Annotated in this window: 24 protein-coding genes and 2 tRNA genes; 13 read left to right on the forward strand and 13 right to left on the reverse strand. The window is 44.2% G+C overall.

The features are described 5' to 3' along the window. Positions 1-101: 101 nt before the first annotated feature. Genes OO774_RS21900 through OO774_RS21910 form a run of 3 tightly spaced genes read left to right on the forward strand, consistent with a single transcriptional unit; the run spans position 102 to position 2,970 of the window. Positions 102-1,250, forward strand: a complete 1,149-nt coding sequence (locus OO774_RS21900) for a hypothetical protein (protein WP_264906714.1) — start codon at positions 102-104, stop codon at positions 1,248-1,250. Beyond that, positions 1,240-2,166, forward strand: coding sequence for a zinc ABC transporter substrate-binding protein (locus OO774_RS21905; RefSeq protein ID WP_264906716.1), 927 nt, complete (start codon positions 1,240-1,242; stop codon positions 2,164-2,166). The genes OO774_RS21900 and OO774_RS21905 overlap by 11 nt, the downstream gene beginning before the upstream one ends. A 3-nt stretch (positions 2,167-2,169) precedes the next feature. Next, a complete protein-coding gene (locus OO774_RS21910) occupies positions 2,170-2,970 on the forward strand; it encodes a metal ABC transporter permease (protein ID WP_264906717.1) in 801 nt (266 codons plus the stop codon). Positions 2,971-3,025: 55 nt separating this feature from the next. Here OO774_RS21910 and OO774_RS21915 read toward each other — a convergent pair whose 3' ends face one another. The 3 genes from OO774_RS21915 to OO774_RS21925 form a co-directional block, all read right to left on the reverse strand. Beyond that, positions 3,026-3,814 (reverse strand): lipase, encoded by a 789-nt coding sequence (locus OO774_RS21915; RefSeq protein ID WP_264906718.1) that lies wholly within the window; start codon positions 3,812-3,814, stop codon positions 3,026-3,028. A gap of 104 nt (positions 3,815-3,918) precedes the next feature. Beyond that, positions 3,919-4,848: a CHAD domain-containing protein gene (locus OO774_RS21920; RefSeq protein ID WP_264906720.1), complete on the reverse strand. Its 930-nt coding sequence runs from the start codon at positions 4,846-4,848 to the stop codon at positions 3,919-3,921. A 120-nt stretch (positions 4,849-4,968) separates the two neighbouring features. Next, on the reverse strand, positions 4,969-6,339 hold the full coding sequence (locus tag OO774_RS21925; protein WP_264906722.1) for a diguanylate cyclase: 1,371 nt from the start codon (positions 6,337-6,339) through the stop codon (positions 4,969-4,971). Positions 6,340-6,775: 436 nt separating this feature from the next. Between OO774_RS21925 and OO774_RS21930 the strand changes: the two genes are divergently transcribed. Both OO774_RS21930 and OO774_RS21935 read left to right on the forward strand, forming a co-directional pair. Continuing rightward, positions 6,776-6,862, forward strand: a tRNA-Leu gene (locus OO774_RS21930). A 103-nt stretch (positions 6,863-6,965) separates the two neighbouring features. Beyond that, positions 6,966-7,039, forward strand: a tRNA-Cys gene (locus OO774_RS21935). Positions 7,040-7,137: 98 nt separating this feature from the next. Here OO774_RS21935 and OO774_RS21940 read toward each other — a convergent pair. Together OO774_RS21940 and rnk are read right to left on the reverse strand one after the other, a co-directional pair. Beyond that, positions 7,138-8,109, reverse strand: a complete 972-nt coding sequence (locus OO774_RS21940) for a diguanylate cyclase (RefSeq protein WP_264906724.1) — start codon at positions 8,107-8,109, stop codon at positions 7,138-7,140. A gap of 185 nt (positions 8,110-8,294) precedes the next feature. Beyond that, positions 8,295-8,702, reverse strand: coding sequence for a nucleoside diphosphate kinase regulator (rnk, locus tag OO774_RS21945; protein ID WP_264906726.1), 408 nt, complete (start codon positions 8,700-8,702; stop codon positions 8,295-8,297). Between the two features lie 411 nt (positions 8,703-9,113). Here rnk and nirB point away from each other — a divergent pair, with 411 nt between their 5' ends. The 4 genes from nirB (at position 9,114) to cobA (ending at position 13,995) form a co-directional block, all read left to right on the forward strand. Further along, on the forward strand, positions 9,114-11,678 hold the full coding sequence (gene nirB / locus OO774_RS21950; RefSeq protein ID WP_264906728.1) for a nitrite reductase large subunit NirB: 2,565 nt from the start codon (positions 9,114-9,116) through the stop codon (positions 11,676-11,678). Between the two features lie 13 nt (positions 11,679-11,691). Continuing rightward, positions 11,692-12,015 (forward strand): nitrite reductase small subunit NirD, encoded by a 324-nt coding sequence (nirD, locus tag OO774_RS21955; protein ID WP_264906730.1) that lies wholly within the window; start codon positions 11,692-11,694, stop codon positions 12,013-12,015. Positions 12,016-12,201: 186 nt separating this feature from the next. Then, complete coding sequence (locus OO774_RS21960; RefSeq protein WP_264906731.1) at positions 12,202-13,050, forward strand: formate/nitrite transporter family protein; 849 nt, start codon at positions 12,202-12,204, stop codon at positions 13,048-13,050. A gap of 174 nt (positions 13,051-13,224) precedes the next feature. Beyond that, positions 13,225-13,995, forward strand: coding sequence for a uroporphyrinogen-III C-methyltransferase (cobA, locus tag OO774_RS21965; protein ID WP_264906733.1), 771 nt, complete (start codon positions 13,225-13,227; stop codon positions 13,993-13,995). Here cobA and OO774_RS21970 read toward each other — a convergent pair. Further along, the gene (locus OO774_RS21970) at positions 13,992-14,432 is read right to left on the reverse strand and encodes a DUF4174 domain-containing protein (protein WP_264906735.1); all 441 of its coding nucleotides are present in this window, start codon (positions 14,430-14,432) and stop codon (positions 13,992-13,994) included. The two genes, cobA and OO774_RS21970, sit on opposite strands and share 4 nt — an antisense overlap. 119 nt (positions 14,433-14,551) lie before the next feature. Between OO774_RS21970 and OO774_RS21975 the strand changes: the two genes are divergently transcribed. Next, entirely contained in the window at positions 14,552-15,040 is a 489-nt protein-coding gene (locus OO774_RS21975) for an NYN domain-containing protein (protein ID WP_264906737.1), read from the forward strand. A gap of 112 nt (positions 15,041-15,152) precedes the next feature. Here OO774_RS21975 and OO774_RS21980 read toward each other — a convergent pair whose 3' ends face one another. After that, positions 15,153-16,484: an anaerobic C4-dicarboxylate transporter gene (locus tag OO774_RS21980; RefSeq protein ID WP_264906739.1), complete on the reverse strand. Its 1,332-nt coding sequence runs from the start codon at positions 16,482-16,484 to the stop codon at positions 15,153-15,155. A 396-nt stretch (positions 16,485-16,880) separates the two neighbouring features. On the opposite strand from OO774_RS21980, the gene OO774_RS21985 reads away from it, so the two are divergent. Then, the gene (locus tag OO774_RS21985; RefSeq protein ID WP_264906741.1) at positions 16,881-17,633 is read left to right on the forward strand and encodes a siderophore ferric iron reductase; all 753 of its coding nucleotides are present in this window, start codon (positions 16,881-16,883) and stop codon (positions 17,631-17,633) included. Between the two features lie 52 nt (positions 17,634-17,685). Here OO774_RS21985 and OO774_RS21990 read toward each other — a convergent pair whose 3' ends face one another. After that, positions 17,686-17,877, reverse strand: coding sequence for a DUF2986 domain-containing protein (locus OO774_RS21990; RefSeq protein ID WP_264906743.1), 192 nt, complete (start codon positions 17,875-17,877; stop codon positions 17,686-17,688). Between the two features lie 146 nt (positions 17,878-18,023). Here OO774_RS21990 and OO774_RS21995 point away from each other — a divergent pair, with 146 nt between their 5' ends. Then, entirely contained in the window at positions 18,024-18,398 is a 375-nt protein-coding gene (locus OO774_RS21995; RefSeq protein WP_263839603.1) for a nitrous oxide-stimulated promoter family protein, read from the forward strand. Between the two features lie 54 nt (positions 18,399-18,452). Here the strand turns inward: OO774_RS21995 and OO774_RS22000 are convergent, their stop codons facing one another. Beyond that, on the reverse strand, positions 18,453-19,613 hold the full coding sequence (locus OO774_RS22000; protein WP_264906746.1) for an MFS transporter: 1,161 nt from the start codon (positions 19,611-19,613) through the stop codon (positions 18,453-18,455). Positions 19,614-19,788: 175 nt separating this feature from the next. Then, positions 19,789-20,223: a thioredoxin TrxC gene (trxC, locus tag OO774_RS22005; protein WP_264906748.1), complete on the reverse strand. Its 435-nt coding sequence runs from the start codon at positions 20,221-20,223 to the stop codon at positions 19,789-19,791. Positions 20,224-20,390: 167 nt separating this feature from the next. Here trxC and OO774_RS22010 point away from each other — a divergent pair, with 167 nt between their 5' ends. Further along, complete coding sequence (locus tag OO774_RS22010) at positions 20,391-21,485, forward strand: ketoacyl-ACP synthase III (protein ID WP_264906749.1); 1,095 nt, start codon at positions 20,391-20,393, stop codon at positions 21,483-21,485. A 67-nt stretch (positions 21,486-21,552) separates the two neighbouring features. Here the strand turns inward: OO774_RS22010 and OO774_RS22015 are convergent, their stop codons facing one another. The 3 genes from OO774_RS22015 to OO774_RS22025 all read right to left on the reverse strand — a co-directional run bounded on the left by OO774_RS22015 (position 21,553) and on the right by OO774_RS22025 (position 25,962). Beyond that, a complete protein-coding gene (locus OO774_RS22015; protein WP_264906751.1) occupies positions 21,553-22,878 on the reverse strand; it encodes a DUF1501 domain-containing protein in 1,326 nt (441 codons plus the stop codon). Between the two features lie 9 nt (positions 22,879-22,887). After that, positions 22,888-24,447 (reverse strand): DUF1800 domain-containing protein, encoded by a 1,560-nt coding sequence (locus tag OO774_RS22020; protein ID WP_264906752.1) that lies wholly within the window; start codon positions 24,445-24,447, stop codon positions 22,888-22,890. 252 nt (positions 24,448-24,699) lie between these two features. After that, the gene (locus OO774_RS22025; RefSeq protein ID WP_264906755.1) at positions 24,700-25,962 is read right to left on the reverse strand and encodes a hydroxymethylglutaryl-CoA reductase; all 1,263 of its coding nucleotides are present in this window, start codon (positions 25,960-25,962) and stop codon (positions 24,700-24,702) included. Positions 25,963-26,064: the final 102 nt, after the last annotated feature.

The following is a 26,064-nucleotide window of genomic DNA, read 5'->3' on the forward strand; positions in this document are numbered from 1 at the left end:
TATTTACAATTTGTTACATGTCAAGCGTTTACTTTATATTGTTATAATATAACATTTGCTCGTAATTATAATGTTATAACATAACAATAAGGAATGACGTAGTGAATAAGAAGTTGGTCTCTTTAGCTGTTGGTAGTTTGTTTATCTCTCCAGTTTTTGCCGATACGCTTTCTAACCCTCAGATTGGCGTGGTGCTGGATGGATACTATCAAGACGGTGAGCGCAACAATTCTGAGCGAGAAGAAGGTTTTGGTCTTGGGCATACAGAGCTCAATCTGTCGGCAAATATTGATGACAAGTTTTTTGGTGCATTAACGGCGGTTCTTGAGAGTCATAGTGATGAAACTGAACTGTTGCTAGAAGAAGCATTTATTGAAACTCTGTCTCTGCCATACGGCTTGAATGTGCGTGGTGGTCGATTCTTGTCTGATTTCGGTTACCTAAACAGCCAACACATGCATAGTGACAGCTTCGTAGAGCGACCAATCGCTTACCGTACTTTCCTGGGGTCGCATTACTACGATGACGGCGTGCGTGCCAACATCGTGTTGCCAACCGATCTATATGTAAAATTCGCAGTGGAAGCATTGAGTGGCGATAAAATGTCTTCCGTTGAAGATGGTTCAGAAGTGGGCGTGTATACCACAACGTTAACGCTAGGTGATGACTTTTCCGAATCATCAAGCTGGCAGCTTGGTTTGAGTTACTTACGCAATGAAAATGGCAAAGTAAAAGAGTTCGAAGACTATGATCACGACCATGAGGAAGAGCACGATCATGAACACGATCATAGCCATGGCGCAGTCGTAACTGGTTCTAATCTCTATGGCGCTGACTTTGTATGGAAGTGGGCTCCAGATGGGAACTACAAGTACCGCAACTTTACGTTATCTGCGGAATACATGTTGTTGGACGGTGTGGTAGATAGTAAATTTAAAGACGACGCAGAATCACCAGACGACCTAAGTGCTTATTATGTATCGGGTGTTTACCGCTTTAACCCAAGTTGGTCAGCAGGTGTGCGTTACGGAGAAGCTGAAAGCTATGATGGTCATGCGCATGGTGATCACATGCATTTCACCGCGCTTGAAGATAAAGAGCTTGACGCCATGATCGCGTGGGACTCTTCTCATTTCGGTACTGTCCGCGCCCAATATTCCCGAGTTGAGAACCAGGACAGTGAAAAAGACAATGTATTCACTGTGCAATATGTAATGACATTCGGAGCGCATGGTGCTCATGCATTCTAAGCTAATTTTTGTTAAGCGCAGTTTAGTAATGATAGCGGCAGGAGCTGCTGTCATTGCTTCACCAGCAAAGGCACTGAACATTTTTGTTTGCGAGCCTGAGTGGAAAGCGTTCCTGGCAAGTCACGCGCCAGATGCAACGATATATTCGGCGACCACAGCCAGACAAGACCCGCATTATGTACAAGCGAGACCATCTTTGATAGCGAAGATGCGTCAAGCGGATATGGCCATGTGTTCTGGGGCTGAATTAGAGGTGGGCTGGCTACCAATGTTGCAAACACTTAGCAGTAACGGTGCGGTACAAAATGGTACGCCGAGCATGATTTACGCGACCGATTTCGTCCGTATGTTAGACACTCATGATCATGTCGACCGAAGCATGGGTGATATACATGCACACGGAAACCCACACGTGCAGTTTGCAGCGAATGATATGATCCCACTTTCCCGTGCAATCACAGAGCGCTTGAGAGCCATAGATCCAGACAATGCTCAGAGTTACCAGTTCAACGGCATTAAATTCCGCGCACATTGGCGTCAAAAGCTCAATGAATGGAATGAAAAAGCCACACCTTTACAGGGGAAGCGAGTAGTGGGCTATCACGAGACATATCGTTATCTTTACGAGTGGTTGGGGATAGAGCAAATTGCAGATCTTGAGCCGAAACCGGGCATCTCACCAACCACATCACATCTACAATCGTTAACCAAGTTGGATGCGGATACATTCGATGCGATTGTTTACTCATCTCATCAAGACCAACGTCCGGTCAATTGGCTGCAACAGCGCACGGGGAAGCCTGTTATTGTGTTGCCATTGACGGTAATGGATACTCAGAGTCTTGATGGAATGTATGACCAGGTGATTGATAACTTGCTTAATGCCTTAGTTGTCCCTGTCCCTGAGAAGATCTAAAAAATGGTTGAGTACGCATGGTTACTGCCGGCTGTTTTATGTGGGCTGATTGCCTTGGTCGGAAACGTGGTGCTTGGCCAGCAAGTGCTAAAACGTCAGATCATTTTCATCGACTTAGCCGTAGCACAAGTGGCGGCATTGGGCGCGGCTTTGAGTCACTATTGGTTAAGCCAATACACTTTGTTTTCAGATTCGTTCTTTGGAGAAATGCTCTGGCCTTGGGTGATGTCATTGTTGCTATGTGGCGTGATTGCTTTGATGGAAAAACGTTACCGAGAGTATTTAGAGCCAATGATTGGCAGTTTGTTCGTGGTGTCGGCATCGCTTGCCATTTTACTGGTGAGTAAAGACCCGCATGGTGCCGATTTTATTAAAGGTATTCTGAACGGCCAATTACTTTGGTCAACATGGAATGACGTTTGGCCTTTAGCGCTGATAACTGCCGCGATGCTAATTTTGGTCTGGCTTAAACCTGAATTTATGTTGGGTAATGGCTTTTATCCTATCTTCGCCCTTTTAATGCCTATTACGGTGAAGCTGACGGGGATTTACCTAGAGTTTGCCTTGTTGGTGATCCCTGCTCTGTGCGCTGCTGCGTTGAAGGGGGCTCGATTCTTCGTTGCCAGTATTAGCATTGGAGTAGTTGGTATTCTATCTGGGATTGCGGTATCTGCTTATTACGATTTACCGAGTGGTGCGAGCATTGTGATTACCTTATTCATCGCAGGGTTGTTGTTTAATCTATTGGTTCAGCCTCTAATGAAAGGCGTTAAAGCCGGTCATCCTCCTTCAGCTAAAGCTTAAAAAAACATACAGCCTTGGACAGTCAGTTAGTTTGTGTTTATCAGTGGCGTATCGCTTAGCGTTCATCAAAGAAGTCTTTATTGCGGATATACTTGCTCATCAAATGATAAGAGAAAGGTCGCAGCAACCAACTGATTAATGAACGCCCTAATCGAATCATTGTTGGTGTATTCTCGTAAATTCTACCGTTATATAGCCATAACATTTTGCCGACGTGCCAGTATAGAAAGGGGACTGGTGGCATAAACGTCACAATATCGATATCGCAACATATACGATAGGTTTTATGCCCCAACTGATAGCGTTTTTTAAACGTCCAGTCACCGATAGCGGGTTGTCCAAATGTGACTACGCGCTTAATACTTTTTGGGTGCTTGCGCTCAATATAATCGGCAAACACACTACCAATAGCGCCACCTGAAGAGTGACCAGTAATGGTAATACGTTTACCTTCTAGGATAAGGGGAACGATGGTGTCCTCTAACCGTTCGATGACACTCAAGCCTAAACGATCCTCATTTCTACTGGGCATACTTTCTTGAAATAACAGGTGATAAAATCCAGCGTGAATTCGATATTTAAGGCCTAATCGATGGCAGCTTCTGGTCCACATAGCGAAGTTTAGTAACCAATCAGAAAGGCTGTGAGATCCTTTGATGACAACAACAACCTCCTCTCGCTCTTTACTCCAGAGTACACGAATCATGATTTTGCCGTGTTGGTTTTTAATGACCCTCTGACCGTTGGGATCGAATCCGTAACGGGTTTGTTTAAAAACGCGTGGATAAGCCAGATTGCATAACACGGCGTAACGTTCGTACTGGTATCGTTTTAATGGTTTCACGTTATCTTACTTAGTTTTGCCCAATACGACACTGTAGAGCGAGATTATGAAGAATACGTGAAAAGCCATGTAAGAGAGAACAAACTCTATCGCATGATGCTTACCTAAACGCGGTACAGATCCAAAGCGGATGATTGTTGGAGGAATTCGTGGAACTGCTTTACATCACTTATGATTATCTCGCGAGTTTGTTTGTGTTGGCTTTTAAGTGCGTTAATTAACGCTTTCAGCGCCTTTCTCTCTTGTTTTTGCTTGGTCGATGCTTTTCTCAGGTGATAGAAGAAAGTGATTTGTGTGGCGGTATCATTAAAGTCACCGAGCTTATCTTGCAGCGATTTGAGGTGTTTAACATTATCTTTGTGCTGATCTTTCGAATAGAGTGTCGAAAAGCACTCTAGAAGATAGCGTAGTGATTTGCATTTTATTCTCAATGCGTGGATGATCTCGTCCTGACTTGTATCGGAAATCTTGTTGATCGCTTTACTCACTTGCTGAAATTGCGTCAAAATTTTTTTGTTTGCAAAACTTAAGGGATTCACTGTTTCGCAGTGACTTTCGTTTTGTTGAGCACGGTAGAGACTATTTTCAATCAATATTGATGTGCTAAGGTAGGTACTACTTCTTAACCAATCAGCCACCTTCTGCTGCTCTTCAAATTGGTGATCGTCTATGATAGAAAAAATACCCTCTAGTGATGCCTTCTGGTTAGGAAGCATCGCTAGGTAACGTGGTTTGTCATTTACGAACACATCGAGATCGCGCAACAAATTGGTTTTTTTCATCATTAACTTTAAGTTTGGTTTGATGATTTTTTGATCAAATGGCGGTAGGAGATCTTTTAACAAAAGACACAGCGAGCGAATACGTCTCAGTGAGACACGGTATTGGTGATTGAACTCGGGATCTTGACCAAGGATTACGCCTTCCTCCAGGGACTTTGCATAGTCAAATTCGCTGATAAGATAGTTAGGAAGTATAAAGTGAAGGTCAGAATCAAAATACAACGGTAAACGAGACGGTGGCCTTTTATACATGGTCAGAAACTCCCATACCCAGATGCTTTAGATAGTTAAATGGTATACCTAAATGCGAAATTCTTCGAGGCGAGGGGTATTGATTAGTCGTAGTGGATACGTCTTAAAGCGTCTAGGTGTTTAGCCGAACTTCTGCATATAGTCATGATAAATGATAACTTGGTTGCGACCATGGTGTTTAGCGTCGTACAAAGCTTTGTCCGCTTCTTCAAGCAACGCTTCAAAGTTGTCTTGCTGATTGAAAGCTGCTACGCCAATGCTAACCGTTAAATTGATCAGGTTACCATGAGAAAGGCAGGGGCTCTTTTCAATCAATATTCGAATCCTATTCGCAATTTCTTGTGCTTTTTTGGCTTCGGTCAAAGGCAAAATAACGGCAAACTCTTCGCCACCTATTCGACCAAAGGTATCGGACTTCCTCAGTCCCGTACGACACACTTGAGTGAAGTGTGTCAATGCTTTATCACCGACACTATGTCCAAACTGGTCATTAATATTTTTGAAATAATCGATATCCAAAACCAAAACGGAAAGCTGTTTTTCTGCTAGTAGGCGACAGGTATTAAATTCGGTGACACCCATCATCATAAAGTAGCGCCGGTTCTTCACCTTTGTTAAAGGGTCTGTCGTCGCTTCTTCAAACAATTGCCCCTCATATTCTTCACGGCTGACTTGTTCTTTCTTCAAAATATACATCGTCACAGCAGTAATAATGAAGGCAAACAAGATAGTGATGAGAGTGATGGTGGGGATGATCGCTTTGCTTGGAACATGAGGCTGCCAAGACAAGTAGCCAACGACACGACCGGAAGGGGAGTAGAGCGTCATAAAGCTTGTAAGATCATCTGGGCTTTTGATCAGATTGAGACCAAATAGCTGATAGTCGTTTTCAAGAGTTCGGAGGTAGTCAGCATCAATCCGCTTCCCTAACGCCAAGTACGTTCCGTCGTGGGGTTTATTATCCTTTTCACTGACAAAGGGGCCACCAACAATGTGATATACATCTTGGCCAATGCGGTAAAAGCCGTTTGTGAGTTTCTTTGCGGTATTCAGTTGTTTGGATACACTCATCAACTCAAGAAGTGGCCCTTTTAAGTCTTTATAGCTGATGGTTTGAGCATCGATACTTTTTATTAGGTAAACTTCTTGGTCCTGCTGAGTCACTGCGACGCTGAAATCAAAATCGTGCTTACCCATTAGGTAGTCACCAGAATTCATTTTGACCCACTCTAAGTCCCTTTCGATCTCTATTTTTTGGTAGGCCTGGTCCCAGAACGAATATTCTTCGAGGGAGTCTCTTGCGTATCGCTTCTCAAGCTTTATCGCTAAATGCACTCTATGCGCTAATTCATCAGCTGCAAGGTCATCTAATGAATTTAAAAAGAACACAAGACAACCAAACACAGAAACCACCATGACACATAAAAGCCAAGTTATCGTGCGCATCAATGACTTAGCGGGTAAGAATGTCCGTGTTTGCAGTTTCGTCATGTTTATTGAAGTAGTCTAGGGTTGGAGTCGGTCAATAATAAGTCGCTACATTAGCACAGCATGATGTTTATTTACCATATTCATCCGGGAGGGTATGGTTCATCGATATTTATTAAACATCATAAGGAGTAAGTAAAAATGTCATTTTCGAAAGGCTATTTTCTCAAACATGATGGTTCAAACAAAAAAATAATCTCACCAACTAGCGAAGTAATGAGAAAGATTGTAAAGCCGTGCTTATCAACAAGATGACCGTTGATATTGATTTGGGCCGGGTACTGCGTGTGAAATATACGTTCGGGAATGGTTTTTAACCACTTGAATCAAAAAGATAACTTTTTAGTTGACGGTTAATCTCAATAGGTTAAAGTACGCCTCGTTCTCACGGCGAAGGTCGTTGAGGAGGATGGTGTCTAACCCATCGCATGATTGCGTTGCCCTGGTGGTGGAATTGGTAGACACAAGGGATTTAAAATCCCTCGGCGTTCGCGCTGTGCCGGTTCAAGTCCGGCCCGGGGCACCATCTTATAAAAATGATGTGTGGATTCAATATCCCGCCGTCGAGCTGACCGGCCGAGTTTCGGACCATCAAGCACGGCCCGGGCACCATCAAAACATCTATAAAAGGCGCCTTGGCAGAGTGGCTATGCAGCGGATTGCAAATCCGTGGACCTCGGTTCGACTCCGGGAGGCGCCTCCAAAATTCTTAGAACCAGTCTATATGACTGGTTTTTTTGTGTCTCTGATTTGTGCTCGTATGTAATTGCTGATTAATGGCTATTTATACTTGTCAGTAAGTTAAGTGAGTTCGATAAACGCGACGCCATTCTTGCCGTTCTTCTTTATCTCATACATGGCGGCATCGGCTTTTTGATATATCTCTTCGAAGTTACCCGTACTTGCCTGGAAAATACACACGCCAATACTTAATCCAACGTTCAGTGCGTTTTCAGAGTCTAGATTTATGATGGACTGCATGGTGGAAGGCACGCAGGTTAAAAGCCGGTCACACAACTCACCCAGTTCTTTTCGAGAGGACTCTTTACATAGGATTACGAACTCGTCACCACCGATACGAGCAATTTGTGCGTCAGTTGGTGTGAACTCTTTGAGACTGTTCGCAATACTAATCAATAAACTGTCACCAGCGTGGTGACCCAGTTCGTCGTTGACGGTTTTAAAATTATCCACATCGAAAAAGATGAGAGAGCGTTTAATTGATTGGCACAGATCAGCGTTATCTTTAAAGCATTTTTCCATGGCACTTCGATTAAGTAATCCGGTAAGCGGATCGCTATTGGCGAGTTTAGCCAGTTGCTGCTCGTAGCGTTTTTCATTAGTAATGTCGATGTGGGTACCCATCATACGAAGTGGGGAGCCATCATCTGCGTACTCTACAATCCGGCCTCTGTCGGAAACCCAACTGTCAGTCCCATCTTTATGTATCATGCGGTGAACGACTTGGTAGAGATCGGTCTTCCCTGCTAGGTGATCCTCAAATGCACCAACAGCGAGATCGTAATCCTCTGGATGCAGATTGTTTTTCCAGGTTTCGACCGTGGCAGTCAGTTCGTGAGGCTGATAACCCAACATTTTTCCCCATTGCATATTGAAAATCGTTAATGTGCCGGAGGGGATATGTTGTTCCCACAGACAAAGTCCATTGCTGTCTAGTGCTGCATTCAGTTTTTCTTGCAGGCGAGCATTTTCACGTTTGAGTTGTTCGTTTTCTTTTTCTAATTGCTCTATTTGCTTTAAATACGCTTCCATGTTCCGATTGTGACGGTTTTCGATGCATTCAATATACGAAACATATCGATAGCTTTCTATTAACTTTGATAGGTTGAGTAGAAAATATCAGAGAATGGTTTTGAATATGCAGAATACTGGAGCTGACGAGAAAGGCGCTCCTGGTGCAAAGTTATTGATGTTCCTTTGCACCGGGACAACTGAGGTTAGCGGGTTAGGGCACCACTTTGCTCAGATTGAAAGGTAACATTGACGATCTCAATGGTTTTCGTTTGCTGGTTTGGCATTGGCCAGTCGAGTTTTTGTCCAATAGAAAGGCCGATTAACGCGCTACCTACTGGAGCGAAAATCGAGATATCGTCACTGCTTTTCAGATCTTGTGGGTAAACAAGTGTTCTGGTCAGTACTTTCTCATCACCAGAGAACTTAAACTCCACCGTAGAGTTCATACGAACGACGTTGTCCGGCATTTCTTCTGGATCCAGAACGACAGCTCTATCAAGTTCTTCTTCCAGCTTGACTAACTCTGCAGCGACACTTGGCATCTTGTCCAGCATCGCTGTGATTCTATTGATATCTATGTTTGATATATAGATAGGGTTGCTTTCTGACATTTTCTAACTCCAAAAACAAAAGGCCGCCTCATAAATATGGGACGGCTTTAATATGTCTAATAGGGTGTATATCACATGATTTACAACGTGAATGAGTTTTGATTCTAGTCCCTAAAGTACCTATTAGCCAGTAAAAGTTTTTTATTGATAAGATTGATTTTTATTTATAAATCAAAGGGGTTACATGTTTGAAGATAGATGAAAGTTAATGAATTAAATTACTCTTATCAATGTTTGTAAATGTTCAATTATATGTTTCTAAATTACTATATTTTATTGAAATTGCCTGTAAATAAAGAGGTCTACCCCTTTAGGGTAGTTTAAAAATGTAATTGATTTACATCATGTATTAATTTTCTTACACAAATGACAATGAGCTCAGTGATAAAAACCTAACCCTTAGGAATTATAATGAGCAAGTTGAAGCTAGTAGTCATCGGTAACGGTATGGTAGGGCATCGTTACATTGAAGACTTAGTCGAGAAAGCGGATGTCTCCGAGTTGGATATCACCGTTTTCTGCGAAGAACCACGAGTTGCCTACGATCGTGTGCACCTTTCCTCTTACTTTTCACATCACACTGCCGACGAACTTTCATTGGTAAAAGAAGGTTTTTACCAGAAACATGGCATCAATATGTTGATTGGCGAACGTGCCATCAACGTTAACCGTGAAAACCGTATTGTGTATTCAAATACAGGCCGTGAAGTTCAATACGACAAGTTGATTCTAGCGACTGGCTCATTTCCCTTTGTTCCACCTATCAAAGGCCATGAAAGTAAAGATTGCTTTGTTTACCGTACTATTGAAGATCTCAAAGCGATTGAAGCATGTGCGAAGAACAGTAAATCAGGTGTGGTCATCGGTGGTGGTTTACTAGGTCTTGAAGCGGCGGGCGCGCTAAAAGCGTTAGGTGTGCAAACGCATGTTGTTGAATTCGCGCCAAAACTGATGGCAGAACAACTTGACCTTGCGGGCGGTAATCAACTGCGTCAAAAGATCGAGCGTATGGGCGTGAACGTTCACACCAGCAAGAACACGCTTGAGATTGCTCCAGAAGGTGAAAACGCACGCAATGTGATGCGTTTTGCTGACGGTACAGAGTTAGAGACTGACTTCATTGTTTTCTCTGCGGGTATCCGCCCCCAAGACAAACTTGCTCGTCAAATGGAATTGGAAGTGGGTGCGCGCGGCGGTATCGAGGTCAATGACCACTGTCAGACCTCAGATAAAGACATTTACGCAATCGGTGAATGTGCTTCTTGGAATGGCATGTTCTATGGCCTTGTCGCGCCAGGTTACAAAATGGCAACCGTCGCAGTTGATCATCTGTTAGGTAACTCTGAAAGCAAATTCCAGGGCGCAGACATGTCTGCAAAACTGAAACTGCTTGGCGTAAAAGTAGGTTCAATCGGAGATGCGAATGGTCGTACTGAAGGTTGTAAGAGCTACGTTTACCAAAACGAAGAGCAAGAAGTTTACAAACGCCTGATTGTCTCTGCAGATAACAAAAAGCTACTTGGTGCGGTGTTAGTTGGTGATACGTCTGACTACGGTGATTTACTGCAGCTCATGCTAAACGAAATCGACCTACCAGAGCATCCGGATGCGCTTATCCTGCCTGCACACGCAGGTGCTGAGAAACCAGCACTGGGTGCCGATGCGTTACCTGAAAGTGCGGTGATCTGTTCATGTTTTGATGTGACAAAAGGCAAAATTGCACAAGCGGTAGCGGATGGCCACCACACATTGGGCGACATTAAAGCCGTAACCGGTGCAGGTACTGGTTGTGGTGGTTGTATTCCTCTTGTGACTTCGGTACTTAATGCAGAGCTTGCGAAGTCTGGCATTGAAGTGAAGAACGACGTATGTGAACACTTTGCGTACTCTCGTCAGGAGTTGTTCCATCTTATTCGCATTGAAGAAATTAAAACCTTCGACGAGCTACTAGAGAAGTACGGTAAAGGTTACGGCTGTGAAGTATGTAAGCCGTTAGCAGGTTCTATATTGGCGTCTTGCTGGGGTGAGCACATCCTTCAGCCACAACTGGTTAAGTTACACGACACCAACGATAACTTCCTGGGTAACATTCAAAAAGACGGTACTTACTCTGTGATTCCACGTATGGCTGGTGGTGAAGTAACCCCTCAAGCCTTAGGCTCGCTAGCAGCCGTCGCAGAAGAGTACAACTTATACACCAAAGTGACAGGCGCTCAACGTATTGGTTTGTTTGGTGCGCAAAAAGACGATCTCCCAGAGATCTGGCGCAAGCTAATCGACGCTGGTTTTGAAACGGGTCAAGCGTACGCAAAAGCCCTTCGTATGGCTAAGACGTGTGTGGGTTCTACCTGGTGTCGTTACGGTGTTCAAGATTCGGTTGGGCTGGGTTCATTCATCGAAAACCGCTACAAAGGCATTCGTACTCCACACAAGATGAAGTTCGGTGTGTCTGGTTGTACTCGTGAGTGTGCCGAAGCGCAAGGTAAAGACCTTGGCATCATCGCAACAGATGCTGGTTGGAACATGTACGTGTGTGGTAACGGTGGTATGAAGCCTCGTCATGCAGATCTGTTAGCAAGCGATCTGGATAAGGAAACGCTAATTAAATACATCGACCGTTTCATGATGTTCTATATCCGTACGGCTGCGCCACTACAGCGTACCTCAGTTTGGATGGAAAACATGGAAGGTGGCGTCGACTACCTACGTGAAGTGATCGTAAACGACAAACTTGGCATTAATGATCAATTAGAAGCAGACGTAGCGAAGCTAGTTGACGAGTACGAGTGTGAGTGGACAGCAACCATCAACGATGAATCACAACTGACTCGCTTTGCACACTTTATTAACTCAGATAAACGCGATGAAAACGTTGTGTTTGTACCTGAGCGCGAACAGCACCGCCCGGCGACCTTCACGGAGAAACACCCTGAAGCGAAAGGCGACATCCTACACGTAGCCATGACTGAAGCTTAAGGGAAGGTAGATTATGTCATTTGAAAAAATCTGTCACATCAACGATATCGTACCGGGTACTGGTGTTTGTGCACTGTTTAATGGTCAGCAAGTTGCGGTATTTCGCCCGACTGAAGCCGAAGACGTGTTGGCAATCAGCAATACCGACCCGTTTTTCCAGTCAAACGTGTTATCGCGTGGTTTGATTTGTCAGCACCAAGGTGAGCTTTGGGTAGCAAGTCCGCTTAAAAAGCAACGTTTTAACCTAACAACCGGTGTTTGCATGGAAGACGAAGGTTTTAGTGTGAAAGCGTACAAAACACGTGTTACCAATGGTGACGTGGAGATACAAGCTTAGCGAATATGCCCTCCTCAAAAGAGGAGGGCATTATTGAATGCTTAGATTTAATAGGTAAGGGCTTCCCGGAGGTCGCTTCTGGGAGGACACCGAGAAATGACCACGACAACCGTGGGTCGTAATTGGGAAGCCTTTCTCTATTCAATCTCTAACTTTTAACTTTCATTTTTGAATAAGGACACGTTCATGTCTACAGACTTTAAACCAGCTGAGTTCGTGCAAACTATGATCAACGTTGGTGAAGCAAAAACCAATACTAGCACTCGAGATCTGCTGTTACGCGGTACGATGGCAGGTATTATTCTTTCTCTGGCGGTTGTTGTCGCAATAACGACCATTGTGCAGACAGGAATGGGTGTAGTAGGGGCCTTGGTCTTCCCGGTTGGGTTTGTCATCCTAAGTGTAATGGGCTACGACCTGGTTACTGGCGTATTTGGCCTTGCTCCACTGGCTAAGTTTGCAAACCGTCCGGGTATTACTTGGGGTCGTATTTTACGTTGTTGGGGACTTGTTGGTTTAGGTAATCTTATCGGCTCTCTTATCGTAGCTTACCTAGTCGCGATTTCTCTTACCGGTAACTTCTCTTTGGAACTCAATGCTGTAGCGAAGAAATTTGTCGCGGTATCAACGGCACGTAGCCTTGGCTTTGAAAACATGGGAATGGACGGATGGATCACCTGCTTTGTACGCGGCATCTTCTGTAACCTAATGGTGTGTTTAGGCGTAATTGGTAACATGACTGCACGCTCTGTATCTGGCCGTGTTGCGATGATGTGGTTCCCAATCTTCATCTTCTTTGCTCTTGTGTTCGAGCATACCGTGGTAAACATGTTCCTATTCCCACTGGGTATGATTTTAGGTGCCGACTTTGGTATTGCAACTTGGCTGAACTTCAACCTTATTCCAACCATTTTAGGTAACATTGTTGGTGGTTTGGTGATGACATGTCTGCCACTGTACTTAACGCACGCAAAAACTGCACCTTCTCTAACTGCGGAAACAGAAGTAAAAGCAGAGCCAGCAATGGCTAAATAATTCGCTTGTTATGGTCCCGCTACTTGATGGGTGGGACCATTCTTTACTCTTAACTTTCGCTATATATTTTATAGGTTTAGAGATAAAAAGTAATAACTCCTTAGAGTGGTTTTAGCCCTAAGAGCTTGGTGAGAGTGTTACTCTTTATATCTAAATTTCTCAATAGGCCATTTTATGACTACCATTCACACCTCGTTAAACAGCGGTTTTGTTTCACTTGTTGGTGCAGGTCCTGGCGACCCGGATTTACTCACCGTAAAGGGCTGGAAAGCGATTCAATCTGCGGAGGTGGTGGTTTATGACCGACTGGTGTCGAAAGACATATTGGCGTTGGCTGATACACGTGCAGAAATGATCTACGTGGGTAAGAAGCTAGATTTTCACTGTGTACCGCAAGAAAGCATTAACCAGATTTTGGTGCAGAAAGCGCAGGAAGGTAAACGAGTTGTTCGCTTAAAAGGTGGTGACTCATTTATCTTCGGCCGTGGTGGTGAAGAGCTAGAAGAGCTTGCAGAGCACGGAATCAAATACCAAGTGGTTCCGGGTATCACTGCGGCGGCAGGAGCAACCGCATACGCAGGTATCCCACTAACGCATCGAGATCACGCTCAAAGTGTTCAGTTTATTACCGGTCATGTTCAGAAAGATGGCCGGGAGATTGAATGGCATTCATTAGCGCAGTCTAACAATACACTGGTGTTTTACATGGGTCTAAAACAGAGTGGGTATATCATGGATAAACTCATTACTCATGGTATTGAGCCAGACATGTCATGTGCAATTATTGAAAATGGTACCCGACCAGAGCAACGTGTACTTCTCGGTAAATTAAAAGAATTATCCTATATGGCCGAGCAAGCTGAAAGTCCGGCACTGATTGTGGTTGGAAGCGTTACGCAACTGCATAGTAAGTTGGCTTGGTTCCCTCAGGATATAAACGTTTAAATTTTGCAGGGGCTGCTTTGGCTTTGCATTTCTTGTTTACGCATTGGCATTTCGTCAATTAACTCGTTGATGAATTGCCAATCGGTTTCTGCGCCCCAGCGATACTTTTCTTGTCCATCTTTACCGAGCAAAATAGCCGTGTATTCGCCCTGTTTTACATCGTATTTCTTCGATAAAACAGAGACATCCAGCTCTTCCAATAGCCCCTTAGGAAACGTAAAACCATCCTCGGCTATGACTAAAGTGACGACGTCACGCTCTTCAAGTTCACATTCGTTCATTAATGTCTCGAGTAGGAACTGTTTAACGCGCGCATCGTTTGCTGGCGCGAAGAAAAGTACGCTGCGATGTGGCCAGTATTGAACGTAAGAAGGGTAGCTAAAGGTGAACGGTGATACCAATCCTAAAAGTAGTATCAAGATGATTGCTTTATTCATGACAGATCCTTTACCTGCTAACTCTTCCGTTTATACGTTAAGTTTAGTGGAAATGGCTCATTGTGCTTTTTTACAAACTGGCTTAGGGTAGGCAGCAAACTAACTATGTATAGAAAGAAATGACTTTGGAAAGTAAACAAAAGATCGCGATTCTGGTTGATGTACAGAACGTGTATTACACCTGTCGTGAAGCCTACCGCAGTAACTTCGATTACAACCAGTTTTGGTATGTTGCTACGCAAGGCAAGGAGGTCGTCAGTGCGAAGGCTTATGCGATTGCGAGTAATGATCCTAAGCAGCGCCAGTTTCACCATATCCTCAGGGGGGTTGGTTTTGAGGTAATGTTAAAGCCTTATATCCAGAGACGTGACGGTAGTGCAAAGGGTGACTGGGACGTCGGTATTACTCTAGATGCAATCGAGATTGCTGCTGATGTTGATGAAGTTATTCTTGTTTCCGGTGATGGTGACTTTAGTTTGCTGGTGGAACGCATTCAACAGCGTTACAACAAGAAAGTCACGGTTTACGGTGTTCCGAAATTGACATCTCAAACTCTAATTGACTGTGCAGACACTTTCGTTGAAATCGACGAGAATTTTCTGCTTTAAACAGTCAACAGAAGAGATGATGGCGGGAGTGCAAGCTTCAGACATGAAAAAAGACGAGTCATTTCAGGCGTACGCTTTGTACAATGACTCGCCTTTATTCAAATTGGAACAACTATGATGGGATGATCATTTGCCCTAGTACGTAACCCAAACAACAAGCGCCAATCACACCAATCAGACCTACCGCCATAAATGAGTGGTTGAAATACCATTTACCGATCTTCGTCGTACCAGACGTATCGAAGTTAACGGTTGCGATATCAGAAGGGTAATTAGGGATGAAGAAGTAACCGTATACCGCCGGCATCAAACCAATCAACAAGGCAGGATCCAGCCCCAAGCCCAAGCCAACAGGTAGCATCATACGGGCTGTTGCGGCTTGCGAGTTAACCACTACAGACACGATGAATAGCGCCAGTGCGAATGTCCAAGGATAGTCGGTTACCATCTCAACAATACCGGATTTGAATTGTGGCATTGCGTATTGGAAATAGGTATCAGACATCCAGGCGATACCAAAGATTGCAATAGCAGCCACCATACCCGATTTGAAAACGACACCATCAGGCACTCTACGCGGATCGGTTTTCGTTGCCAGCAGAATAATACCACCAAAGCAGAGCATCATCATTTGGATGACGACTGCCATGCTGATTGGTTTTTCACCGTCGACTATCGTGCGAACTTCCGGCCACATCGCGATAACGACAATAACCAAGATAGCCGAAATGAACATAAGTACGGAATTACGAGCACTGGTTGGAAGCACCTCGTCTAATGACGTCGCGGTTGTGGTTAAGATCTTTTCACGCCACACCGGATCTTTCAGGCGGTTTTGATATTCTTCATCGTCTTCTAGCTCTTTACCACGTTTCAAGCTGTAAAGTGACATTAGCAGTGTACCAAATAAGGTCGCTGGTACCGTTACAAGCAGAATTGAAAGCAGGGTAATTTCATGCTGAATATCCGATAACTGCGCTAAATAGTAAACCACTGCGGCTGAAATTGGAGAAGCCGTGATCGCAATCTGAGAAGCAACGGAGGCAGCTGCCATTGGTCGCTCGGGACGAATTCCATTTTTAAGTGCTACGTCACCAATGATCGGCATGATTGAATATACAGCATGGCCGGTACCTAACAAAAAGGTCATAAAGTAAGTAACAAAAGGGGCTATCAAGGTCACACGTTTAGGGTTTTTACGCAGCAAGCGCTCGGCGACTTGCAGCATATATTTTAAACCGCCAGCCGCTTCAAGGATCGATGCACATGTCACAACCGCTAAAATGATTAGCATCACCGTAACGGGAGGAGAGGTTGGTGGCATTTTGAAAATGAATACTTCGATCACCAGACCGATGCCAGAAACGACCCCGAGCCCGATACCGCCATACCGTGAGCCGATATATAGCATCACGAGCAAAAATAGAAACTCTAGATACAACATGAGTGGATTTCCTTATGCAAAACAATTGTTTCCATTGTTTCTGCATTTTCGGGAAAAGTACTTTATGTTGTTCACATTACTTCATATGACTATTAACAATGTTCAAGAACGAGTATCAACTCACGCTACAGGCTTCATCTGTTAACATTTGTTTATCGATGTGTTTTGATAGTGTTTGTAAAAAGGTCATCTAGTGCGTAAAAATGCGACGCACTTTGAATAATTGTTGTGATTTCCCCGGGATTTTCGTAACCAAATATGTCACTACAGGTTTCTAGGCACAGAGTTTTATCGAATTGTGTGGCTTTAAAAAGTGAACGCAAAAGATAATGGTTTGCATTTATATTAATATTTAAGTATAAAGATACAGCTTATCTTCAATCAAACTGAACAGTCATGTCCGAGTCATTCTTTCCGCAACTTTTCCAAACAACAAATGCTGTAACGCCGTATCTGCATGGTGAATTGGGCAATGTAAACCAAGGCGAGATTCATACTGACAATGACATTAACCCAATTATTCAGGATTTATACCAGCAGCTTTCCGAGGCGTATCCGGAAGCGGGCAAAGCTTATTGGCTGACGAGAACTTGGGATTTATTATGTTGGCAACCCGTGTACGTGGCATTGATATCCATTTATCATTTTCGTTCTCTACCGAACCTTTATGCAATGGCTCAATCTGTTAAGCCATGTTTTGTCACTGGTTATCGATTTGAAGATGAATCTCTGGTTCAAGGGGATTACAAAACACTAATAAGCGCCGCTGGGGCTCAGATAAGATCGCTCTTCGACTACTACCAAATCCAAATGAGTGAATGGACCCGGATTCGCCCGGGATTTACTCATCAATTAATATCAGATGGTATTTTGGCTGGATTAATGAGATTGCAGCAGCACTTTCCACAAATGACCAACGCAATGATAAGAGAGCATGCTGTACTATGGCTTGAAGCACTTGATTTAGATACCGAGAACGTGCATTCACTGTATGAGCAATCTGTAGAGCATCCACTGAAGTTGGTGAGAAAAAGTTGTTGCTTGGTATATAAATGTGAAGGTAGAGAGCTTTGCGAGAATTGCCCTAGACTAGCAAAAAACAAAAAGCTTATTGCGGAAAAAGTGATGAAGATCAACCTAGTTAATTGATTACTAGTATATTTTTCCTAGTTAGATAAGAGCCGCTGTTATGCGGCTTCTTTTATGCTTCGTCACTAGGTTCCGTTTTTGCACTTTGTTCAGGCGACTCAGCCAATTGGTCTCGTTCTTCAGCTTCCATTTTGGCACGCTCTGCTTTTGAGATGTAGCGTGGCTTGTTACTCTTATGTAGCTTAGCGTTTTGTTTCTTCTGTTTTGCTTTTAAGATCTGATTGATTTTTTTCTTGCGGTTCATGGTGCTGGTCCTTTAATTTAGCGGGGCAGGATAGTGATTTTTCCACCAAGTTACAACTTTAATGGATTCCTTATTACACTCCTGAGCACTATGCGGTTGTCTCCCTTTCTATTGAGTGTAAACAAACTTTTAATTTGGCTGATACAATGAGCGATATTTTACTCGGTAAACTTGCTACTGAATTTAAAACCGTTAAAGCGATGGTGGAGGTATATTGTCAGGCTCATCACGGTTCTAAAGATGCTCTTTGCCTTGAATGCCGTGAGTTGTTGGATTACGCAGAAATGCGTCTTGATCGTTGTCCTTATGGCGAGAATAAGCCGACCTGCAACAAATGCCCAATCCACTGCTACAAACCAGAGCCGAAAGAGCAAATGCGTTTGATAATGCGCTATTCGGGCCCAAGGATGCTGCTGAAACACCCTGTTTTAGCGATCAGACATTTGCTTCACGAAAAGCGAGACGTTCCAGACAAACCTGCTGAAAATGCATCGAATCGTTACAAGCGACGGAGTAAATAAAAAACGAGAGCGAATTGCTCTCGTTTTTTATATTCAGATTTTAGCAATAAATGATCAGAGGCCAGCTGCCATTTGGCGTTTTGTTTTAGTCGCTGCCAGCAACATGTATAGGCATGTCGCGACCAAAGCGGCAAATAGGTAACCTAACAACCCATGTACCTGTCCCATGAAGCTATCTGCGACAACAGGGCCTGCAACAGAACCAACACTGTAGCTAAACAGCATCACTTGAGTTGCGGAAACAATAAAACGGTCTTCAAGTCCTTCACAACCCAGGTTAATCGCAATTGGATAGAGCGCGAAAGTTGCAGCTCCTAGCAGGAAGAGCGCTGCGGCTAGCACTTCGGTTGATGAAGAAATAAATGTCAGACCGATCGAGAACATCCCAATCAGGCAGAAAAACGCCATTAAAATAATGCGGCTCATGAACTTGTTCAACATCGTTACCAGTGGTTGTATTGCCATACCACCTAAAATAACCAATGCCATCAATGTTCCTACTTGCTGATGGCTGATATCACGATTAACAAGCTCAAGAGGCATCAGGCCGTATATTGCACCAAGCGTTAATCCAGAAACAATGCATCCGATGATGGCTGCATGATTGAGTTTTGTAATCTGCTTGAATGATAACGCGGTTGATTCATGGCTATTGGGTTGCTCACAATCAATGAATTTAAGTACCAGTATTGCCATTAAGATTAACGTTGTGATCGCGATGAACGGTACACCGCCGCTCACGCCGAGTACGCCAATACCGAATTGACCCAACGCTGAACCACCATAAAGTGATAGCATGTACAAGCTCAGACGCTTTGCACGTGAGGTTTCGTCACCAGACATTAGCCATGACTCAACAATCACAAAAACGCCGGCAACAGCGATGCCCGCGATAAAACGCGCAACTAGCCATACAAAGCCGTTTGCAAATACAGGCATTGCAACAATCGTTAGCGAGAAAGCCATCAAGCAAGCAATAAATGCGTTTCTGTGCCCAACGGAACGTACGATACGTTCAAAAAAGATAGCACCCGTTAATAAACCGCCATAAAACACGCTTGCCAACCAACTCGCGTAGTCGGCCGAAATGTTGTGCTCAGTAAGCATTAAAGGTATCAAACTCATTAAATAGCCAGAAGCCACCGCATAAAGAGACAATGCGATGACAGGAACAGTGATTCGTGGTGATGTTGGAAGGAAAGCTTGGTTTTCCACTGTTTTGCGCCTATTAGTTTAAGTTTTTCGAGGAGTTATTGGGCGCGAATATGAAGCTAATTATTGGTCAAGTAAAATGATTAATTTAAGTCGTATCGACAAATATTCTTTATCAAAAAGAGGTGGGATTTTGCGGAATAAAAAGCCAGCTAAAAGAGGCAGCTGGCTTGATAGGTCACTTAGTAACAGCTTGATTCAGCCACTGTTCGAACTGGGATTTAGGCAGCGCTCCGTTGATCATGTCAACACGCTGTCCATTTTTGAAAACCATGATAGTTGGGATGCTACGAATGCCAAATTGAGCCGCAAGTTGTTGTTGCGCTTCGGTATCAATCTTAACAAAACGAACTGTTCCCGCTTTTTCCTCTGCGACATCTGAGAAAACAGGGGCAAAGCCGACACATGGGTTACACCAAGGTGCCCAAAAATCAACGACTACCGGGGTAGTGCTTTGTAATAGCGCGGAAAAGTTCTCCACGGTGCCTTCTATCGGCGCGCCATCTAACAGAGGGTTTTTACATTTACCACACGTAGCATTGTCTGCAACGCGTTCGTTAGGTACACGATTTAAACCGCCACATGACGGACAGCGAGTTTTAAACGATGACATGACTTCTTCCTTTATGACAACTTTGTGAAAACTTGACTTATCAGTCAGCTCCATAAAGCGTATAATTTCTTCTTTACTTTGGACTTGCTGCTAACTGGCAAGTTCTTATTTGAACCTATCTAGGTTCTAAGAAACTTAATTAAATTACAACAATAAATAGGTCTGTGATGTCAAATTACTATGCTGAAATTACAGGTTGGGGAAAATGTGTACCACCAACTGTACTTTCTAATGATGATCTTAGTACATTCCTTGATACCTCTGATGAGTGGATTCGCTCTCGCACTGGCATCGAAAACCGCCGCATTAGTCACGTAAACACCTCTGATATGGCAACTGTCGCCGCAAAGCACGCTTTAGCTCGTGCTGGTGTCGATGCGAGTGAAGTTGACTTGATCATTGTCGCGACGTGCTCCCCTGATTCCCTAATCCCCAATATCGCATCCAAGATTCAGCAAAACCTCGATATTCGTTCTGCGGCTGCTTTTGATCTAAATGCGGCTTGTACCGGTTTTGTTTATGGTCTAGAAACTGGAACGCGTTTGATTCAGTCGGGAAATTACCGTCACGCCATTATTATCGGCGCTGAAAGGTTGTCTTTTTTCATCGATTGGGCAATGCGTGATACGGCTGTCTTGTTTGGTGATGGAGCAGGTGCTGTTGTTTTATCTCGAACTGAGAAAGAGACTGGTCTACTGCAATCTAAAATCGGTTGTGATGCAAAAGGACGTGACATACTCGCGGTGCCTGAGTTTGGTTCTTGCATGGACCGCTTTGCAGAAGATAACGGTTTCTGGGATTTCAACTTTGTTGGCCAAGAGATCTTTAAACGTGCAGTGAAGGGCATGGGCTTAGCAGCGAAGAATGTACTTAAAGAGTCCGAGCTTACAACAGAACAAATTGATGTTGTAATCCCGCATCAAGCGAATATTCGAATCATCCAGACCTTGTGTGACCTTTCAGGTATTCCACAAGAAAAAGCATTTGTGAATATTCATAAATATGGCAACACGTCAGCAGCTACGGTGCCAATCGCATTATGTGAAGCGTTAGAACAAGGCCGAGTCAAGCCTGGTGATAACCTGCTGCTTGCTGCTTTCGGCGCAGGTTTAACCTGGGGAGCGGCAGTCCTTAAATGGGGTGACCGTGTAACGCCAATTGCTGAAAGTGACGCAACGTTACCCGAGTGCGATAAGTCAGCACTAGAATTACTAGAACGTGCAATCCGACTCTGTAACGAACGTCGCCATAACGAAGCATAACTGATCGTTATCATTGTTCAAGGGAGCAAATCTGCTCCCTTCCATTGTCCATTTTTATGTTCCTCAACTAGGACATAAAGCCAAGATTTGAGTCGGTAAAGTTACGGATATTAGGAAAAACGTATTCCAGTGCGGTGTTGTCGCTGACGCCCATCCATTGCGCGAGTGTTGCGCTGACCTGATCTGCGGCTATTTTTGGAATAAGCCTGCCTCTCGAGTAGTCGTCTTGACCACCCAGAACCAACTCGGGCCACGTACCGATAGGTTGGTTACTGTTGACCGCGCCACCTAACAACAGTTGGTGCCCACCCCAACCATGGTCTGTGCCATTGCCATTGCTTGTCATTCGACGACCAAACTCCGACATCGTAAAAGAGGTGACATTTTTGCTCATCCCCAGCTTATCTAGCGACTGATACATGGCGAATAAATTGGTGGCTAAGTCTTCTAAGAGCACTGGGTGTCTTGCGAGTTGAGAATCGTGAAGGTCATACCCATTGTGGTTTACAAAGAATATTTGACGCTTTTGGTTCAGATCATTCTGACTGGCAATCAGCTTAAATACCGTTTGCATCTGTTTGCCAAGTTCTGATGATGTGAAGAGTGGAGAGTCCTCTATTTGGTTCAGCTGGTCAGTGAGTACCTGACTCATCTTCATCGATTCGTCAATCATCAAATGAAAGTGTGTACTAAAGGGATTATTTGTACTTTGAGACAGTAATCGACCGTAAATCCCTTTATAGACAAGATTGTCTAATGCGGACAGTTTTATGGCGCGATCCTTTTTTAATACAGTCTGTCGATGCTCCATTGCCCTCAACCAGAGCGATTCTCCATGAACACTATAAAGGGGAGTGATTTCAGTGTTTGAATTTAACACATCCAATATTCGCCCAGCCCAGCCCAAATTACGTGATGCTTCCATTCCTCCTCGTAACCATGACTCCGTTTGAGAGTTGTGAGAGAAAAGCTGCTCAGGCAAGGGTAACTCGCCAGATTCAATAGCTTGTTTGGTTAGAGGTTGATTGAGAATGCCGCTATTGACAGCAATATTGGCGTCGCCACGTTCAAAAAGTGAAGAAAGAATGCCAAGTTGAGGATGCAAACCTAGTGGAACCTTTCTACCATTTGCATCCAATACACTCAGTCCGGTCGGGACTATTTCGTCTTTGGCGACGGAAAGAGCGCTTCTTACTTCTGCATATTGCTTATAGTGGAAGTCTGATAATGGCAGGATCGTATTAATAGCATCGTTTCCGCCCATTAAGTAAACACAAATAAGCGCGCGGAAGTCGTTGGTTGGCGAAGCAAGTGAATAGGCTGGCAATCCCATCGATGCAACAGCGCCAAGCGAGGCTGTGCTTTTTATAAAGTGACGTCGTGAATGATCCATCTTTCACTCCTAGAATTGAAGATAAAATTCCTCACCAGAAATAGCGGTGAAGATAACGATTGAGAGTTTGGCTTTGGGGGTATATTCGGATTGATAATCATCCAGTACGTTCAGCATGAGGGCTTTTAGTTTGGTAGACGCAGTGCCAGCAAAAAATCGCACGTTAATCTGTTCGACAAGTGCATGATGGTCGTCAAGTAGGGCATAAAGTCCATTTAGGTTAAGGTTGTAAGTGCTATCCCCGCCATTTCGAATATCGTTGAGCATAAAGTTAACGATATCGGTATAGGCGGACCAATTAAGCAACTGGTATTCAGGTGACACCATCGAAGACTGCATAAATTCATTCGATGGTTGGTAATCAGGAGAGTAGAAGTTAAATACAGAAGGCGCGCGCAGTGGTCCTTGGTTTGCGATATTCATAACGGTCGTTGCACCATCATATCGAGTTCCATTTAAGGTAAAGCCCGCCGCCCGGTGAAAGTTGGTCAAAACTAAAATGGGTTCTTTCACTTTTTCGGCTTGATGCTCTGATTTTAACCTTGCTTCTTTATCGAATAGTATCGCTGTAATCACTGCGCTTAGGTCGCCTTTAATACCTTTGCCATTATCATTAAAAACGGTTGAAACACGGGCTATATACTCAGGACTAGGATTGGAAGTGACCAGGCGCTGGATTAACCGTTTTGATATAAATGGAGCGATATTGGGATGGGACATTAAAATATCGATAACTTGGGACAGTTCCTCCTCACCAGTAAGCCCCGCAGGAATGATCGTATTCAGGACCGTTTTTTCACTAGAGTCGTGCAGACTATTTACGACTCGCATAGGCTTCACAAACTCAACATCGCTACTTTTCCATCCAGTAAATGCGCGTGCCAACTCTTGCACGTCGTTTTGTGTGTAGGTCGGAACAAGTTTACCTGTATTGTTATCAACGACTGCGCTGCCATCAAGATTAAGTTGGTAAAGACCGATTGTGAATAGTTGCATTAGCTCTCTGGCAAAGTTTTCATCTGGTAGCGCACCAGTAGCAGGGTTCTCCTTGGCACTTCCCATCATTGATAGATAGTTGCCCATCACGGGGTGTGTCGCGATTTCGTATAACAGATCCCGATAATTACCAAATGCATGCTTTACCAGTACATCGTAATAGTTCGCCAAGCCAGTGGGTTTGCTGGGCAGGACGCCTCCATAGCGTGAAACCACCAGAATCTGACTGAGTGCAAAGGCCATTCGTTGTCTGAGTTGATCATCCGAAGTGATGACGATCTGGTACCAGGCGTTTTCACGATTGGCTTGCGCGCCTTTCGAAAACGGCGTGTTATACAGAGGTTGGTGAAAAGTCGGAGGTAGAAGCATCTGCTGCTTGACCCAGTTTTCCATACCCTGTTTTTCGACGGTTACCATGAGTGTCGGCGTTGGGCCAAAAGTCGTTTGATAAAGAATACGAGCAATATCGTCCGATGTTTCACTGTCTGCATAAATAGGTTGTATCGAACCAATGAGTGTCACGAGCAACCCCAATAACCAATAAGAAATACCATTCTTGTTCTGACGTATCATCAATGACTCGCTTATCTAAGAAAGAGTGTAAATCAATTCACTTAGTGAGCGAGTATAGAGGTCGAAATTCGCCTGTAAAAAGTGTTCCGGATGAAATTAGTACTATTTTAGGTCATTGAGGATGAGTAAGTGACGGGTACTCGTTGCTTGGGAAGACCAACGAGTACCTGAATTAAATAGAGAGGGGTAATTTTCTTCTGTGGGAGAGTTAATATCAGATAAAGCAGATCTGCCTTCTTTGGCTAAATGGTGTCATTTTCGTGCTAATTTGTGGTGGGCACGGGAAAAGTGGTCCGCACAAAATGCGCCGACAATAGAAAGTTCTCCTGCTAGGCATAGTGCAGCAGTGACTTCGGCAAGAGCTTTGGCTTTGCCACTTCCGTGCAAGCCGAGAATATCCAGACAAGCTTTTTGTGTAGGAAGCCCTGTGCCACCACCAACAGTGCCCACCATAATATTCGGTAGAGTAACGCTAGCGTATAGATTACCTTTTGAATCAACCTCCATTCGGGTAATACCTATCGCGGATTCAGCGACGCAAGCTGCATCCTGACCGCATGCAATATAAAGTGCAGCGAGTGCGTTAGCGTAATGGGCATTGACGCCGATAGTGCCACTCAATAAACCACCCACGGTGCTCATATGGGTAAACTGAGCCATTGATTCTGGCGTTGTATGCAGGTACTTCTTGACTAATTCTGCAGAAATCGTGACTTCGGCTGAAACTTTTTTGCCACGCACAGACCGCAGAGTATGCGCGTTTGGCTTTTTATCACCCGAGAGGTTGCCATCAAGAAAAGCTTGAATCGGCTTAACCGGACTGACCGCTAAAATATGATGGAACACTTGGTTAGTCGCTATGGTCACCATATTCTGACCTGAGGCATCACCGGTGACATACTCAAAAACCAAATAGACATGGTTACCTTCTATATTGATGTTGATGTCTTTGAGTTTTCCGTGAGAGGTAGTCGACTCTGCAATTTGGCAAAAGGTATCAAACTGAGTTGTCACCCAACTTACGAACTGTCCTGCTTCAGCCAGGTTGTTAAAGCCAAACACCGGCGTACGGCTCACCCCTTCACTAAGTAGGAGTGCACTGGCTCCGCCTGCGGCAGTGATTAGGTTGGCGCCACGGTTGTATGAGGCAACGAGAGCCGCTTCGGTGGTTGCTAGTGGAACTAAATAATCATCGTTTGCGTGCAAGCCGTTTACTCGCAATGGGCCAGCAATACCAACGGGCACATTTACCGTGCCAATGAAATGCTCGATATTGTTGGAATATGACTCACAATGTTCTCGGGTAAAAGGATCGAGAAGAAGGTCTTTATTCGTGAGCTGTTCCAGGACTGCCCAGCGACGGTTTAAGTGCCCATGCGACAGCTTTGGACTTAAACAAAGGCGCGTCGTTGGCTTGTGGAATTTCGGGTCTAATGCCGATTGGATTTTACTGCTGGTCTCAATATTCGAAAGAGCGGAGTGTTGGGCGGTATTATCTAGGTTTAACTTCGGCATACAAACGTTCACTGAAAAATCGAACCAGAGATTGTAGTGATTACAGCCTTGATTACAACGTTGATTATACGTTTTGCAACAAATACCGCGGATAACCAACGT

It is taken from the genome of Vibrio sp. STUT-A11, from assembly GCF_026000435.1.
Lineage (GTDB): Bacteria > Pseudomonadota > Gammaproteobacteria > Enterobacterales > Vibrionaceae > Vibrio.